The 13,012-nt window shown below is 64.7% G+C and carries 12 protein-coding genes; all 12 read left to right on the forward strand.

Translation table 11 applies throughout. The features are described 5' to 3' along the window. Nucleotides 1-514: 514 nt before the first annotated feature. Nucleotides 515-679, forward strand: a complete 165-nt coding sequence (locus QZY06_RS17770; protein WP_295686515.1) for a hypothetical protein — start codon at nucleotides 515-517, stop codon at nucleotides 677-679. A 31-nt stretch (nucleotides 680-710) separates the two neighbouring features. Beyond that, the gene (locus QZY06_RS17775; protein ID WP_295686518.1) at nucleotides 711-2,462 is read left to right on the forward strand and encodes a hypothetical protein; all 1,752 of its coding nucleotides are present in this window, start codon (nucleotides 711-713) and stop codon (nucleotides 2,460-2,462) included. Then, the gene (locus QZY06_RS17780; protein WP_295686520.1) at nucleotides 2,459-5,332 is read left to right on the forward strand and encodes a tetratricopeptide repeat protein; all 2,874 of its coding nucleotides are present in this window, start codon (nucleotides 2,459-2,461) and stop codon (nucleotides 5,330-5,332) included. Before QZY06_RS17775 ends, QZY06_RS17780 begins: the two co-directional genes overlap by 4 nt. Next, on the forward strand, nucleotides 5,316-5,966 hold the full coding sequence (locus QZY06_RS17785) for a tetratricopeptide repeat protein (protein WP_295686522.1): 651 nt from the start codon (nucleotides 5,316-5,318) through the stop codon (nucleotides 5,964-5,966). Before QZY06_RS17780 ends, QZY06_RS17785 begins: the two co-directional genes overlap by 17 nt. Further along, nucleotides 5,963-6,259, forward strand: coding sequence for a hypothetical protein (locus tag QZY06_RS17790; protein WP_295686524.1), 297 nt, complete (start codon nucleotides 5,963-5,965; stop codon nucleotides 6,257-6,259). The genes QZY06_RS17785 and QZY06_RS17790 overlap by 4 nt, the downstream gene beginning before the upstream one ends. Before the next feature lie 45 nt (nucleotides 6,260-6,304). Then, nucleotides 6,305-6,961, forward strand: a complete 657-nt coding sequence (locus QZY06_RS17795) for a MotA/TolQ/ExbB proton channel family protein (RefSeq protein WP_295686526.1) — start codon at nucleotides 6,305-6,307, stop codon at nucleotides 6,959-6,961. A 12-nt stretch (nucleotides 6,962-6,973) separates the two neighbouring features. Then, nucleotides 6,974-7,531, forward strand: coding sequence for a biopolymer transporter ExbD (locus QZY06_RS17800; protein WP_295686528.1), 558 nt, complete (start codon nucleotides 6,974-6,976; stop codon nucleotides 7,529-7,531). Next, entirely contained in the window at nucleotides 7,528-8,004 is a 477-nt protein-coding gene (locus tag QZY06_RS17805; protein WP_295686531.1) for a biopolymer transporter ExbD, read from the forward strand. The genes QZY06_RS17800 and QZY06_RS17805 overlap by 4 nt, the downstream gene beginning before the upstream one ends. Beyond that, nucleotides 8,001-8,948: a hypothetical protein gene (locus QZY06_RS17810; protein WP_295686532.1), complete on the forward strand. Its 948-nt coding sequence runs from the start codon at nucleotides 8,001-8,003 to the stop codon at nucleotides 8,946-8,948. The genes QZY06_RS17805 and QZY06_RS17810 overlap by 4 nt, the downstream gene beginning before the upstream one ends. A 234-nt stretch (nucleotides 8,949-9,182) precedes the next feature. Beyond that, on the forward strand, nucleotides 9,183-10,511 hold the full coding sequence (locus QZY06_RS17815; RefSeq protein ID WP_295686535.1) for an OmpA family protein: 1,329 nt from the start codon (nucleotides 9,183-9,185) through the stop codon (nucleotides 10,509-10,511). Between the two features lie 127 nt (nucleotides 10,512-10,638). Next, nucleotides 10,639-11,316, forward strand: a complete 678-nt coding sequence (locus tag QZY06_RS17820) for an ANTAR domain-containing response regulator (protein ID WP_295686539.1) — start codon at nucleotides 10,639-10,641, stop codon at nucleotides 11,314-11,316. Nucleotides 11,317-11,333: 17 nt separating this feature from the next. After that, nucleotides 11,334-12,584: a CmpA/NrtA family ABC transporter substrate-binding protein gene (locus QZY06_RS17825; RefSeq protein WP_295686541.1), complete on the forward strand. Its 1,251-nt coding sequence runs from the start codon at nucleotides 11,334-11,336 to the stop codon at nucleotides 12,582-12,584. Nucleotides 12,585-13,012: the final 428 nt, after the last annotated feature.

Here is a 13,012-nt window from a genome sequence, read left to right on the forward strand (position 1 = left end):
CCTTTACCCATTGTCCGTTGTTCAGCTCCGCGCGATCCGACCGTCTTTGGCCGCTCCGGAAAGCGGCTTCCGGAATGCGCGAGGCTGTTGTGCTGCGATTCCGTAAAAGCAATCAGCATGCCAAGGGCTGACCCTCGATCGTTGTCGGCGACGGCGGAATCGCGCTGAAACGCTTGCTAGAGCGCGCTTTCACGATATTTTCACGGCCAGCGAAAATGCAGTGCGGTGGCGAGTCCAGTACGCAGGATGGCGGCGTTCGAGAACGCCGCACGCGTCTTCGTGGTGCGCCATCACGAGGATGAGCCGGGCCAGATGCGTGCATTGCACCGTTGCCGAGCGCGCCGACCATCCCGGTGCGAGCGTAGCCGGCATCCTGGGCGCAATGCGTCGATGAGAGGCCGCACAACGCTGCTGTCCATTGGCTTGGCAAACTTATTGCTCATCTTCCGGCGAGCGCTTGCAACAGGCTCATGGGTCGGCCGAAGAAGCCCGATCTTTCCGGACAGCGAGGTCCATGTCCGCTGGCATCACTGCCAGCGAACCTCAACCACTGTCCTGGATGCCGACCATGTCCGACGTTTCGCTACGCCCCCTCAACACTCTCGAATTGATTGCCATCGTGGCGGCTGCGTTGGCGCAGATTGCCGTCACCGTGATGTGGATGCATGACCTCGTCTAGGCCCGCGCCTCGAACGATGCGGGCACTCCACATGGATCGCACGGACACTCCATTTCTGTCTGCAGGCCGCCGCTCATGGTTGCCGGCTGTGCTGCTGGTCATGGGTCTGTTCATGGCCGCCGGCAATGCAGCAGCCGGCGACTTCGATGCGCTGCGCAGCCAGGCGCTGGAACTCGATCTGGCCGCCAGCCGCATCGGCAGCGACAGCCAGAACGACATGCTGAATGTCTATGTCGGCGCCCGCGCTCAGGACGTCTGGTTGCGCGAGGTCTGGCTGCAGATCGATGGTGATCCGATCCAGCATTACCAGTACTCGCAGCGCGAAGCCGAAGCCCTGCGCGCCAGCGGCCTGCATGGCTTGCTCGTTACCCGCTTGAGCCCCGGCCCGCATCGCATTCGCGCCCAGGCCGCCGTTGCTGAAGTAGGTGCTCATGCCAGCGAGGCGCGCCGCCGGGCTGCCGTCGACATGAGCATCGACAAGGGCGCAGTGCCGATCGAACTGGAGCTGAGCTGGGCACCGGGCGGCATGGTCAAGGGCTCGAGCCTGAAGCTCATCAACTGGCAGCGCAGCGCCGATAGCGTGACCCCGACCGATGCGCAAAGCCGCTACCGCGCCGGCGATCCGATCGACCCGCGCCTGCGTGCCGTGGCTTTCCTCGAAACCACCGGCCGTCACTATCCATCACAGCGCCTGCTGCGCCAGTTGCAGGCCGAAGCACCCGGCGCTACGCCCAACGACACCCAAGTGCCGGAAGGACCATCACCCGGCGCGCCGGCCATGTACGCCGCTTATCAATCGCTGCTGGCCGGCAATGCCGATCTCGCTGCGGTCGATCGCCTCGGCGCCGGCGAACCCTGTTCGACGCGGCCGACCCTGCTCTGCGATCACGTCAACACCGAGCTGGGCTATGCCTGGCTCGCGCAGCACGAGGCCATCAGGGCCGCCGATGTGTTCCGTCGCGTGCGGGCACCAGGCCCGCTGGCGAGTGCCGCGATGCTCGGGCTGGGCTGGGCCTTGCTGGCGCCGGCCACTGCAGCGGAAGCCGACAAGGCCGAGGCGACACCGGTGGCCTACGCGCGCCGCCCTCTGCACGAGCCGCGTGCGATGAAGGACAAGGAACGCGGCGGCGCCATGCGCGCAGCGCTGGTGCCGTGGATCGAGCTGATCGGCCGCGATCCCACCGATCCCGCCGTGCAGGAAGCGCAGATCGCCATTGCCTGGGTGATGAACGAACTCGGTTCCGAAGTGCAGGCGCAGGATTACTACAACCGGGTCATCGCCCAGCTCGAAGGCCTGGTGCAGCGCTGTGACAAGGCCAAGAGTGAACTGGCAGGCCAATCATTGGCGACCGGCATCGTCGGCAAGGCGCCGAGCGAAGCCTGGCACTGGTCGCTGGCCGATCGCCTGCCGGACCCGCGCTGGTGGGTGCTGCCGGTGACCAAGGACATGGAGTCGTTCTATCTGATCCCGCTGCTGCAGCAGGCCGCGTTTGATGCCCAGCTGCGTCAGCTGCGCGAAGCCCATGAAGTGCAGGCGGCCTTGAGCACCCAGCGCACGCGCCTGCTGGCATCCAGCGATCCGCAAGCTGCCGGTATTGCCGCAGGCATCGACGCCCTGCAGCCGGCCATCGCCGCGACGATCACCAGCACCGGTCAGGCGCTCGATGCCATGGCCCAGACGCGCATCGCCACGATCCGCGATCAGGCGCTGCATTCGCTGGTCGAGGCGCGTTTCGGCCTGGCGCAGCTCTATGACCGCGCCGCCGAGGTCGCCAGCAAATGACCATCACCCGTTTTCATGTCGCCGTGCTGCTGACGCTCGGCCTCTGCCAGCCGGCAACAGCGGCAGTGCTGACCGACGACAAGCCGTCGACGGTCGGCTCGACCACCGAAACCAACGGCCTGGAGCGCAACGGCCGCTTCGTGGTCCGCACGCCGAGCATCCTGCGAGTGGACGGCGAACGGAAGCTGCCGCCGAACGTCGGTGCCGCGCTGGCCCAGTACGATCGCCTGCTGAGCCTGCCGGCCGATCCCGCGACTCGCGCCGAAGCATTGCGCCGTGGTGCCGATCTGAGAGTGCAGTTGGCCGATGTCGATGGCCTGATCAATCTGCCGGTGCTGAAGAAGGCGATCAGCCAATACCAGACCCTGCTCGCCGAGCAGCCAGACTATCCACTCAACGATCGCGTGCTCTACCAGCTGGCGCGGGCGCAGCAGGCGACCGGCAATGTCGATCTGGCGATTGCCAGCCTGCTGCAGATCGGCAGCCGCTATCCCTCATCGTTCCGCGAGCCGGACGGCCTGTTCCGCGCCGCCGAATTGCTGTTCCAGCGCAAGCGTTTTCCGGAGGCCGAGCCGGCCTACAAGCAGGTGCTGGCCGCAGGCCCTGGCAACGTCTACTTCGAGCCCGCGCAGTTCAAATACGGCTGGACGCTGTTCCGGCAGGCCAAGCACGACGAAGCGCTGACCGTGTTCTACGCAATCCTCGATCGCGAACTGCCGCCGGGCGAGCTGGCTGATCCGAAGGCCGCGCTCGCAGCGGTCAAGCCGGGCAAGCTCGACATGGCGACCGAAGTGCTGAGAGTCACCGGCCTGTCGCTGGCCGCGCTCGGCGGTGGCCGCAGCCTCGGTGCCAGCTTTGACCGTGCAGGCGCGGAGCCGCGCTTCGCCACCTTGCTCTATGTATCGCTGGCCGATCAGCTGCTTGCCCAGCAGCGCTACACCGATGCCGCCGATGCCAGCCTGGCGTTCGTCGAACGGCATCCGCGTCATCCGCTGGCGCCCGGTTTCGAAACCCGCGCGATGGCGGCCTGGGAGCAGGGCGGTTTCAACGAGCTGCTGATTGCCGGCAAGGCTCGCTATGTCGAGCATTACCTGCCGGGTGCCACGTACTGGCAGGGCGCGTCGCCGACACCTGAAGTGATGGCGGCGCTGAAGGACAATCTGGCGGCGCTCGGGCGTCACTATCACGCCGTGGCGCAGGCGCGGCCGGAAAGCGAAGTCGCAGCCCGTCAGGCCGATTTCCTCAAGGCAGCGGACTGGTATGCGCGCAGCCTGCAATTGTTCCCGCAGGACCCGGGCGCAGCCGAGCTGGCGCTGCTGCAGGCCGATGCGCTCTACGACGGCGGCAGCTACGAAGCCGCTGCCCGCCAGTACGAGCGCGCGGCCTATGACTACCGCAGCGGCGGCAAGCTGCCGGCGACAGCACCGACCACCGCCTACGCCGCCGTGCAGGCCTGGCAGCGGCTGGCGACTGCAGGCGCTGCGGAAGCTCGTCCAGCGTCGCTGAAGGAATCGGTGCGCGCGAGCCTGAAGCTCGCCGAGCAGTTCCCGGCCCATCCGCAATGGGCGCTGACCCTGACTCGCGCCGCTGGCGATCTGCTGAGCCTGAACGATCCGGAAGCCGCGTTCGGCGTCGCCACCCGGGTGCTGGCCGCGAATCCGCCGGCCGCGCCGGAGCTGCGTCGCGAGATGCTCGGCGTGGTCGCTGATGCTCGCTACAGTCAGCAGAACTATGCCGCCGCCGAAACCGCTTATGCCGAGCTGATCAAGCTGCTGCCCGGCGATGCCGCACAGCGCGCACTGGCGAGCGAGCGCCTGGCGCGCAGCGTCTACGAGCAGGCAGTGGTGGCACGCACGGCTGGCGATCTGAAGACTGCGGCGCGGGCGTTCCAGAGAGTCGGCAGCGTGGTGCCGGATGCGACGATTCGCCCGTCTGCCGATTTCGATGCCGCGTCGGCCTACTTCGAGATGCACGACTGGGCCAATGCCGAAGCCGCGCTCGAAGGCTTCCGCAGCCGTTACCCGACGCATGCCCTGGTTGCCGATGCCGAGAAGAAACTCGCCAGCGCCTACGACAAGGACAACAAGCCGGGCCGCGCCGCCGGTGTCTACGGACAGATCGCGCAGCGTGACAGTCTGCCGGTGGACACTCGTCGTGATGCCCAGTGGCTGTCGGCCGAAGGCTATCGCCGCGCCGCCGATGCCGCCGGTGCAAGCAAGGCTTACGAGCTGTACGCAAGCAGCTGGCCGCAGCCGCTCGATCGCGCCCAGCAAGCGCGCCATCAGCTCGCCGATATCGCCAGGACCTCGAACCGCGATCAGGCGCGCTACCTCTATTGGCTGCAGGAGATCGTCAAGGCCGATGGCAGCGGCAATGGCGACGCAGCATCGCCAGCCCGCCTGCTCGCGGCGCAGGCCAATCTCGAACTCGGCCAGGCCGGTGCAGCCAAGGCGCGCCTGCTGCGCTTGAGCCTGCCGCTGCAGGCCAGCCTGGCGCAGCGCCGTGCCGCTATCGAAAGCGCGGTGGCCTTGCTCGATCGTGCTGCCGCTTACGGCTATGCCGACGTGACCACGGCTGCGACCCATGAGCTGGCCACTGTCTATCGCGAACTGGGCAGGGCGATCGTCGATTCCGATCGGCCGGCGTCACTGAGCGGTGAAGCGCTGGAGCAGTACAGCCTGATGCTCGAGGAACAAGCCAATGGTTTCGACGAGAAGGCCATGAAGGCCTACGAAGCCAACCTCGCGCATCTGCGCCAGGGCGTCTGGAACGACTGGGTGCGCAAGAGCAGCGTCGCGCTGAGCGAGCTGGCACCTGCGCGTTACGGCAAGAACGTCCGCCTGGAGGACCGTTATGAATCGATGCACTAGTGCCGTGCTGATCACGGCGCTGCTGATCAGCGCCTGCAGCACCCCGGTTCGGCGCAGCAGTCCGCCGACCAAGCCTTCGCCGGTCACGCCCGCGGCATCGTCGACCAAGACCTTGGCGGCGGTGCCCGGCCGTCCGGCGCCGGAGCTGCGCTTCCAGAACGCGCTGGCGCTGATGCAGGACCAGCGGCCGCAGGACGCGCAGATAGCGCTGCAGAGCCTGCTCAAGGACTACCCGGATCTGTCCGGTGTCTGGACCGATGCCGGCATCATCCAGGCACGCGCCAAGCAGCGCGATCAGGCGCTGAAAAGCTTCGAGCGGGCAATCGCCGTCAATCCCTCGAACACCGTGGCCTTGAACTGGTGCGGTGCGCAGTACCGCGAAGCGGGCGACTACAAGCGCGCCGAGCAGCGCTGGCAGAAAGCCATCGAACTGCGCCCGGACTACGCGGCCGCGGTGCTCAATCTGGCGATCCTCTACGACGTGTCGATGCGCCGGCCACAGGACGCACTGCCGCTGTATCGCCGCTATCAGGTGCTGTCGGACAACAAGGATCTGATCGTCAGCGCCTGGGTGCGTGATCTCGAAAGCCGTGGCCCGGTCGTCGCCGATGCCGGCGGTGGAGCAGCCCGATGAAGCGCCGCTATCTGTTGCTGCTCGCCGGCTTCGCCGTCAACGTCATCGCTGCGCCGCCAGTTCCCGCACCAGCGACCAAGGCTGGCACCACTGTTGTCGGTGAAGACGAAGCAGCGCTCGGCCTTTACCTGATGCCGTGGAAGGACGAAGACCAGCGGCCGGCGGCGCGCAGCCCCTCGCGCTACACGCAGGCGCTGACGCCGGCCGATATCGCCGAGGACCGCAACCGCAATGCGGCGCTGGAGAACATCGAGAGCTACGAGCGCATGCGTCGCCAGTCCCTCAGTTACTGACGTTCCGCTACCGAACCGCTGCACCCATTCATTCGAGTCGAGATCATGGCCATCACCACCACCGTCATCCAGTTCTTCCAGCAGGGCGGCGCGTTCATGTATCCGATCGCGCTGGTGCTGCTGATGGTCGTCGCCGTGTCGGTCGAACGGCTGATCTTCCTGCTGCGCACCGAGCGCCAGAACCGCAAGCTGCTCGCGGAGCTGGCGCCGCTGATGCAGCGCGGCGATCTGCCGGCGATCGACAGCCTGCTGCAGCAATCGCCGGCGGCGATCGCCAAGGTGCTGGCGACTGCCTCGGCCCAAGCGAGAGTCGATCCCCGGCGCAGCGAGCTGGAGATCGCCACCGAACAGGGCTTGATGGATGTGATGCCGGCGATCGAAAGCCGCACTCATTACCTGGCCACGTTCTCGAACATGTCGACCCTGCTCGGCCTGCTCGGCACCGTGCTGGGTCTGATCGGCGCGTTCAGCGCACTCGGCACTGCCGATCCGGCGCAGAAGGCGGATCTGCTGTCGTCCGGCGTCTCGGAAGCGATGAACTGCACCGCCTTCGGCCTGATGGTGGCGATCCCCTCGCTGTTCATTCATGCCCACATGCAGAGCCGCACCACGCAGCTGATCGACAGCCTGGAATCGGTCTGCTCGCGCTTCGTCAGCGCCGTCTGCGGCCGGCCAGCGCCGCTTGCTGCGGCAGTAGCTTGAGCGATTCACCTGATGAACGCCGCGTTGATCGACGATGAAGATGCGGACGCTGCGCAGCGAAGAACCGCCCGCCGCGAACGCCGCATCAAGCGCCAGCTGCGGCTGGGGCGCGAAGGCGAGCTGAACATCGTGTCGATGATCGACGTCTTCGCAGTGCTGGTGTTTTTCCTGCTGGTCACCGCGTCGATCACGGCTGCGCGCCTGAACGTGCTCGCGCTCGATCTGCCGGGCAAGGCCGTGGCTGTCAGCAAACCAATACCGCGGCCGAGTATCACCGTGCTGGATGGGGCGCTGCTCGTCGATATCGGCGATGGCCAGCCGCAGCGCTACGTTCGCGGTGCCGACGGCAAGGCGTTGACGCTGCTGCCGGAGCGCCTGCTCGCTGCGAAACGCCGTGCACCGAAGCAGGAAGCGATCGATCTGCTGGTCGGCCCGGAAGTCGCGTACGCCGATGTCGTAGCGGTGATCGATGCCATGCGCACGGCAACGCCCGCCGCTGTGCGTGCCGGTTATCCGGGCGAGCTGTTCCCGCGCATGGCCATCGGTGACGCCGCAGGTTCGGCGCCATGAGTTCGAAGCGCGGCCTGCGCCGTGCTCAACGCACGCTGCGTAGCGGTGGCACTGCGGTGCTCAACATCGTGTCGCTGATCGATGTGTTCGCGATCCTGGTGTTCTATCTGCTGGTCAACGCGCTGAACCCGGAAGTGCTGCCGGTACCGGCAGCACTGAAGCTGGCGGAATCGGAAGCACGGCTGGCGCCACAGCCGACCATCAGCATCGCGATCAGCGAGCACGAGATCCGCATCGATGGTCGGCTGGTCGCCAGCACCAGCGAAGGTCTGGTTGGCAGCGTCGAGACGATCCGCGCCCTGCGTGCGGCGCTGCATGACGCCGGCCAGCCCGCCAAGAAAGAGATCAGCATCATCGCCGACAAGCGCCTGCCGTTCCGCGTGCTCAAGCAGGTGATGAGCGCCTGCGCCGATGAGCAGTACGCGCACGTGTCGCTGGCGGTCGTCGAGAAACCGGTGGGTGACGGCGCATGAGCGCCATGTCCGGATTGTCGATGACCAATGCCGGCCTGCTGCTCGCCGAAGATCGCTATGGCTTGATCGGCGATGCCGATCGGCGCTTCCGAAAAGTGCTGCTTCGCTTCGGCCTGCCGATGCTGCTGTTCGCGATCGCCGTGCCCTGGCTGCATTTCGAGTTGCCAGCACCGGAACTGAAGATGCCGGAGCCGACACCACGCCGGGTCGAGCTGTTGCCGGAGCCGGTGATCAAGCCTGCGCAGATCGAACCCAAGGCCGAGCCACAGAAACCTCTGCCGAAAGCCGCTGCCGCACCGGCTGCGAGCGCTGCCGCTGCACCGAAGCCGGACGCCCGTCAGCAGGCGGCGGCCGCGGGCCTGATGCAGATGCGCGAACAACTGGCGGCGCTCAATAATCGCAGCCTGGTCGCCGTCGACAGTCAGCAGGCGCTGATCACCGGTGCGAAGACCAGCAACGGCAGCAGTCCGGTCCTGACTGCTGCTGCCAGCAGTAGCGGTGCTGGCGGCACGGCCGCGCGCGGCGTTGCAGGGCAGGGCACGGCCGGTGATCTTGGTGCGCGCCGCACCGGGCAAGTGCAGTCCGGCTCGGTGGGCAAGGGCACAGGTGCCGGATCGGGCGCGAGCGGTCTCGGTGCAACGGGTCACGGTGGCCGCGGACTGGAAGACATCCAGCTCGGTTTCGATCGCAGCAAGTCCAGCCTCAATGCCATCTTCAGCCGTGCCGCACGCGAAACGGTGGGCATGGGCGCCGGTCGCATCGTGGTCTCCTTGAGCATTGCGCCGAACGGCTCGGTGACGCGCTGCGAGCTGGTTTCCAGCAGTTTCGCCAACCCGGCGCTGGAGCAGAAGCTGCTGGCGCGCATCCGCCAGATGAACTTCGGCGCCAAGGATGTGCCGCTGTTCACCTACCCGAACTATCCAATCGATTTCCTGCCGACCTGAAGCCGAGCCGATTCGAAGTGGAAACATGGCACGGCGTTTGCTCGTTTAACTTCAGGTTTCGAAGAAACCAGTTTCGATCGGCCAACGACGCCTGATCCAACAGACAACGAAGTCCATGTGCTCCGAGCAGCAATCGGAGCACATGGACTTTTTTTTTGCCCTACAGATCGAGTCCATTGGAGCCTTATGAAACACCTTTGCCGTCGCCTGATACCCGCTGTGATCGCGACCACGATGATCGCCCCGAGTGTTGTTCACGCCGCCGATGAAGTGTTGCCGTTCTACTTCGCGCCCATGGGTTCCTACGTGTTTTCCGATGACGGCCGCGGCACCAAGGACGGCATCGGTGGCACCGTGGCGCTGGGTGCGCACCTGGGCCGCAATTTCGATCTCGAACTGCTGGGCAGCTACATCCGCTTCGGCTCCAAGGATCAGCAGAGCAGCATGAGCCAGGGCGCTGGTGGCCTCGGCGCCAATATCTATCTGTTTCGTACCGATGCCGGCAGCGGCCTGTTCATCCATGGCGATGTGCTCGGCAGCAGCAAGACCTACTACCACTACGGTCTCGGCTATGACCTGATGGTCGGCAAGTACTTCGGCATCCGTGCCGAAGGCTTGATCCGCAACCAGCAGTTCGAGCACCACGAGCCACAGGTCAACATCGGCCTGCGCATTCCGTTCGGCAGCAATCCGCCGAAGCAGGCACTGCCGGCGCCACCACCACCGCCGCCGCCGGTTGAAGTGGTTGCGGTCGAAGCACCGGCTCCGCCGCCACCGCCGCCGCCGTGCACCCCGCCTGAAGCCGGCCAGCCGATCTCGCTGGATGGCTGCAAGAAGGGCGACAACATCGTGCTCCGCGGCGTCAACTTCGAGTTCGATAAAGCGGTGCTGACACCCAATGCCACGGTGCTTCTCGATCAGGTTTCGGAAGCGCTGACCCGGCGTCCGGACATCAAGGTCGAGATCGGTGGCCACACCGATGCCAAGGGCACGGTGAAGTACAACAAGAAGCTGTCCGATGCGCGTGCAGCATCGGTTCGGACTTACCTGATGACGAAGGGTGTCAGCGCCGATCGCATGACCTCGGTCGGCTACGGCAAGATCGTGGCGATCGCCAGCAACGATACCGACGAAGGCCGCGCGCTGAACCGTCGCGTCGAGTTGACGGTGACCGATTCCAATCCGGAAGCCGGTGCGGTCGAATCACTGCAGCCGGGTGCGCCACCAGAGATAACGCCCGGAGCCGATTCGGCGCCTGCCGATGTGGTACCCGCAGCAGCAATCGCAGCTTCTGCAGCGCCGGTCGCCGCGGCGTCAGCCAAAGCAACGGTATCGATCATCGACTACGAGTACAGCCCGAAGACGGTCAACGTGGTCGCTGGTGGCACCGTCACCTGGACCAACAATGATCGCGTCACCCACACGGTCACTTTCGAAGGTGAGGACATCAAGATCAAGCAGGGTGAGTCGTACACCAAGTCTTATCCGGCAGCCGGCACGTTCGCCTACAAGTGCGGTATCCATCCGACGATGTTCGGCACGGTTGTAGCGGTTGCTCCATAAGCCGGAACAGCGGAATGGAGTCTTGGATACCCGATAGGTATCCAGCAGTTGCAGCGTTCGGATGCTGCTGCCCGCAAGGGCGGCAGCAGGCTGATTGGCATTGATGACTGCTCGGATACCTCAGGACATGAAGGTCTATAAATTGGAAGCATCACAGCCACCCGCATCGCCGAAACCTCAGCGAAGCAGCAGCTACAGCGACAAGGCGCCATCCAGCAAGATGGCGCATCGCGGTCTGCGGGTGATGCTCGTCGATGACGATGCTTCGCGCTTACTGATGCTCGAGCAGGCTTTGGTGGCTGAAGGACATGTGATCGTCGTGCGGCTCGATACTCAGGCCGATCTGCTTGCTGGCGTCACCGTGCACCAGCCCGATGTGATCTTCATCGATGTCGATGCCCCGAGTCGCGACACGCTGGAATCGCTCGGCCAGATTCATCGCGAACGGCCTCGGCCGATCGTCTTGTTCGCAGCACGCAGCGATGCCGAAACCGCACACCGCGCGGTACATGCCGGCGTCAGCGCCTATGTCGTCGACGGTCTGCATCCGACCCGGCTCAGCGCGCTGCTTGATGTTGCGATTGCCCGTTTCGAAGTGCACCAGGCCCTGAGCCAGGAGTTGACGGCAGCCAATGCCCGGCTTGCCGATCAGCGGGATATCGAACGCGCAAAGGGATTGCTGATGAAGCGGCGCAAGCTCGATGAAGGCGAGGCCTACGCGATGCTTCGCAAGATGGCCATGGACCGCAAGCAGCGGATCGGTGATTACGCGAGGCTGCTGCTTGCGGCCTCAGACGTGCTTTGAAAGGCAACGGGCGTCTCGTGCACAGTTCACTTGAAAAGACTTCGTTGCGGCTGGGCCTGTTGCCGCTGGCCGATGCCGCGCCACTGGTGATCGCCAAATCCCACGGCTTCTTCGCGCGCCATGGGCTCGATGTGGAGTTGAGTGTCGAACGCGCCTGGGCCGCCTTGCGTGACAAGGTGGCGGCCGGCGTGCTCGATGGCGGCCAGATGCTGGCGCCGATGCCGATTGCAGCAACACTCGGTCTGGATGGTGTGGCGGTGCCGATGGTCACGGCGATGAACCTGAGCCTGAATGGCAACGCGATCATCGTGTCGCGCGCGTTGCATGAACGAATCGCGGAACTGGTCGAAGGTCCGGTCGATGCCGGCAACTCGGCGATCGCGCTGGCCCAGCTGATTGCGGCCGATCGTGCCCAGGGCAACCGTCGCCTGGTGTTCGCCCATGTGTTCCCGTTTTCGGCACACCACTATGAACTGCGCATGTGGCTGGTCAGCGCCAACATCGATCCCGACAACGATGTGCAGCTCTGTGTGGTGCCGCCGTCGCAGATGGTTCAGGAACTGGATGCCGGGCGGGTCGATGGTTATTGCGTCGGCGAGCCCTGGAATGAAGTGGCCGTTCAGCGCGGCATCGGCATGACCGTGGCCACCAAGCACGAGATCTGGAACAACAGCCCCGAAAAGGTGCTCGGCGTGACCCGTGACTGGGCATACGCCCATCCGAACACGCATCGCGCGATGGTGGCCGCCTTGATCGAGACGGCACGCTGGCTCGATCAACCGGAGAATCGCATCGTCGCCGCCGAACAGATGATTGCCGACGGCGTGATCGATGCTCCGGCATCGGCACTGAAAGCAGCACTGGAAATGCGCACCGGCGGCATCGTGTTCCATCGTGGCGCGGCCACTTTCCCATGGCGCTCCCATGCGGTGTGGTTCATGTTGCAGATGCTGCGCTGGCGCCAGTGCTGGATGGCGCCGAACTTCAGCGATATCGCCGCCGAGGTCTATCGCTGCGAGCTGTATCGCGAAGTGGCCGCCAGCATTGGCGAGCCTTGCCCGCGCAGTGACTACAAGACGGAAGGCGATGGCCGCGATGGTTCGGTCATGCCCTCGGCCGATGGCCGATCGATCCGTCTTGGTGCGGATGGAATGCTCGACGGTTCGATATTCGATCCTGTCGATCCCATTGGCTGGCTGACTCGCCAGAAATTGGGCCTGCCGGCAGTTGGACAGGCCTCCTTGCTGCTGGCGAATGTCGTTCCTTGATTGTTTCTGATTGATTGCGGCGCTAGTCCGAACCGTTTGTCAGAAGAAATGGAGTAGTGGCGCGAAATTTACTGCTTTAACAAGTTTCCATTGTTTTGTGGCATACGGCTTGCTTAGTTACTCAGGTCATCAATAAAGATGACATCGAACATCAGGAACCAGCCAATGCTGACTGGTTCCCAGGACACCGAAGTCCACGCACAGGCAATGCAGCCTGTCCGTGGACTTTTTTTTGGCTTCGATTCGCCAGGGTTGTCTTTGTAGCTACATCGATCGTCACATCCAAAATATCAAAGGAGTCAGCATGAACGGTTACAGCAGGGGATGCGGGAAGAAAGCGGCGATTGCCTTCGCGTGCACAACGCTTGGTTTCGCCATCTCCGGTGCAGCGCAGGCCGGCATCTATGATGCCGGCAAGGTGCTCGCCA

This window comes from uncultured Nevskia sp. (assembly GCF_903885465.1).
In the GTDB taxonomy this organism is placed as follows: domain Bacteria; phylum Pseudomonadota; class Gammaproteobacteria; order Nevskiales; family Nevskiaceae; genus Nevskia.

What these genes read in the sequence shown, in the direction of transcription:
- QZY06_RS17770 (WP_295686515.1), top strand. Translation starts at nt 515, where the DNA reads ATGTCCGCTGGCATCACTGCCAGCGAACCTCAACCACTGTCCTGGATG.
- QZY06_RS17775 (WP_295686518.1), top strand. Translation starts at nt 711, where the DNA reads ATGGATCGCACGGACACTCCATTTCTGTCTGCAGGCCGCCGCTCATGG.
- QZY06_RS17780 (WP_295686520.1), top strand. Translation starts at nt 2,459, where the DNA reads ATGACCATCACCCGTTTTCATGTCGCCGTGCTGCTGACGCTCGGCCTC.
- QZY06_RS17785 (WP_295686522.1), top strand. Translation starts at nt 5,316, where the DNA reads ATGAATCGATGCACTAGTGCCGTGCTGATCACGGCGCTGCTGATCAGC.
- QZY06_RS17790 (WP_295686524.1), top strand. Translation starts at nt 5,963, where the DNA reads ATGAAGCGCCGCTATCTGTTGCTGCTCGCCGGCTTCGCCGTCAACGTC.
- QZY06_RS17795 (WP_295686526.1), top strand. Translation starts at nt 6,305, where the DNA reads ATGGCCATCACCACCACCGTCATCCAGTTCTTCCAGCAGGGCGGCGCG.
- QZY06_RS17800 (WP_295686528.1), top strand. Translation starts at nt 6,974, where the DNA reads ATGAACGCCGCGTTGATCGACGATGAAGATGCGGACGCTGCGCAGCGA.
- QZY06_RS17805 (WP_295686531.1), top strand. Translation starts at nt 7,528, where the DNA reads ATGAGTTCGAAGCGCGGCCTGCGCCGTGCTCAACGCACGCTGCGTAGC.
- QZY06_RS17810 (WP_295686532.1), top strand. Translation starts at nt 8,001, where the DNA reads ATGAGCGCCATGTCCGGATTGTCGATGACCAATGCCGGCCTGCTGCTC.
- QZY06_RS17815 (WP_295686535.1), top strand. Translation starts at nt 9,183, where the DNA reads ATGATCGCCCCGAGTGTTGTTCACGCCGCCGATGAAGTGTTGCCGTTC.
- QZY06_RS17820 (WP_295686539.1), top strand. Translation starts at nt 10,639, where the DNA reads ATGAAGGTCTATAAATTGGAAGCATCACAGCCACCCGCATCGCCGAAA.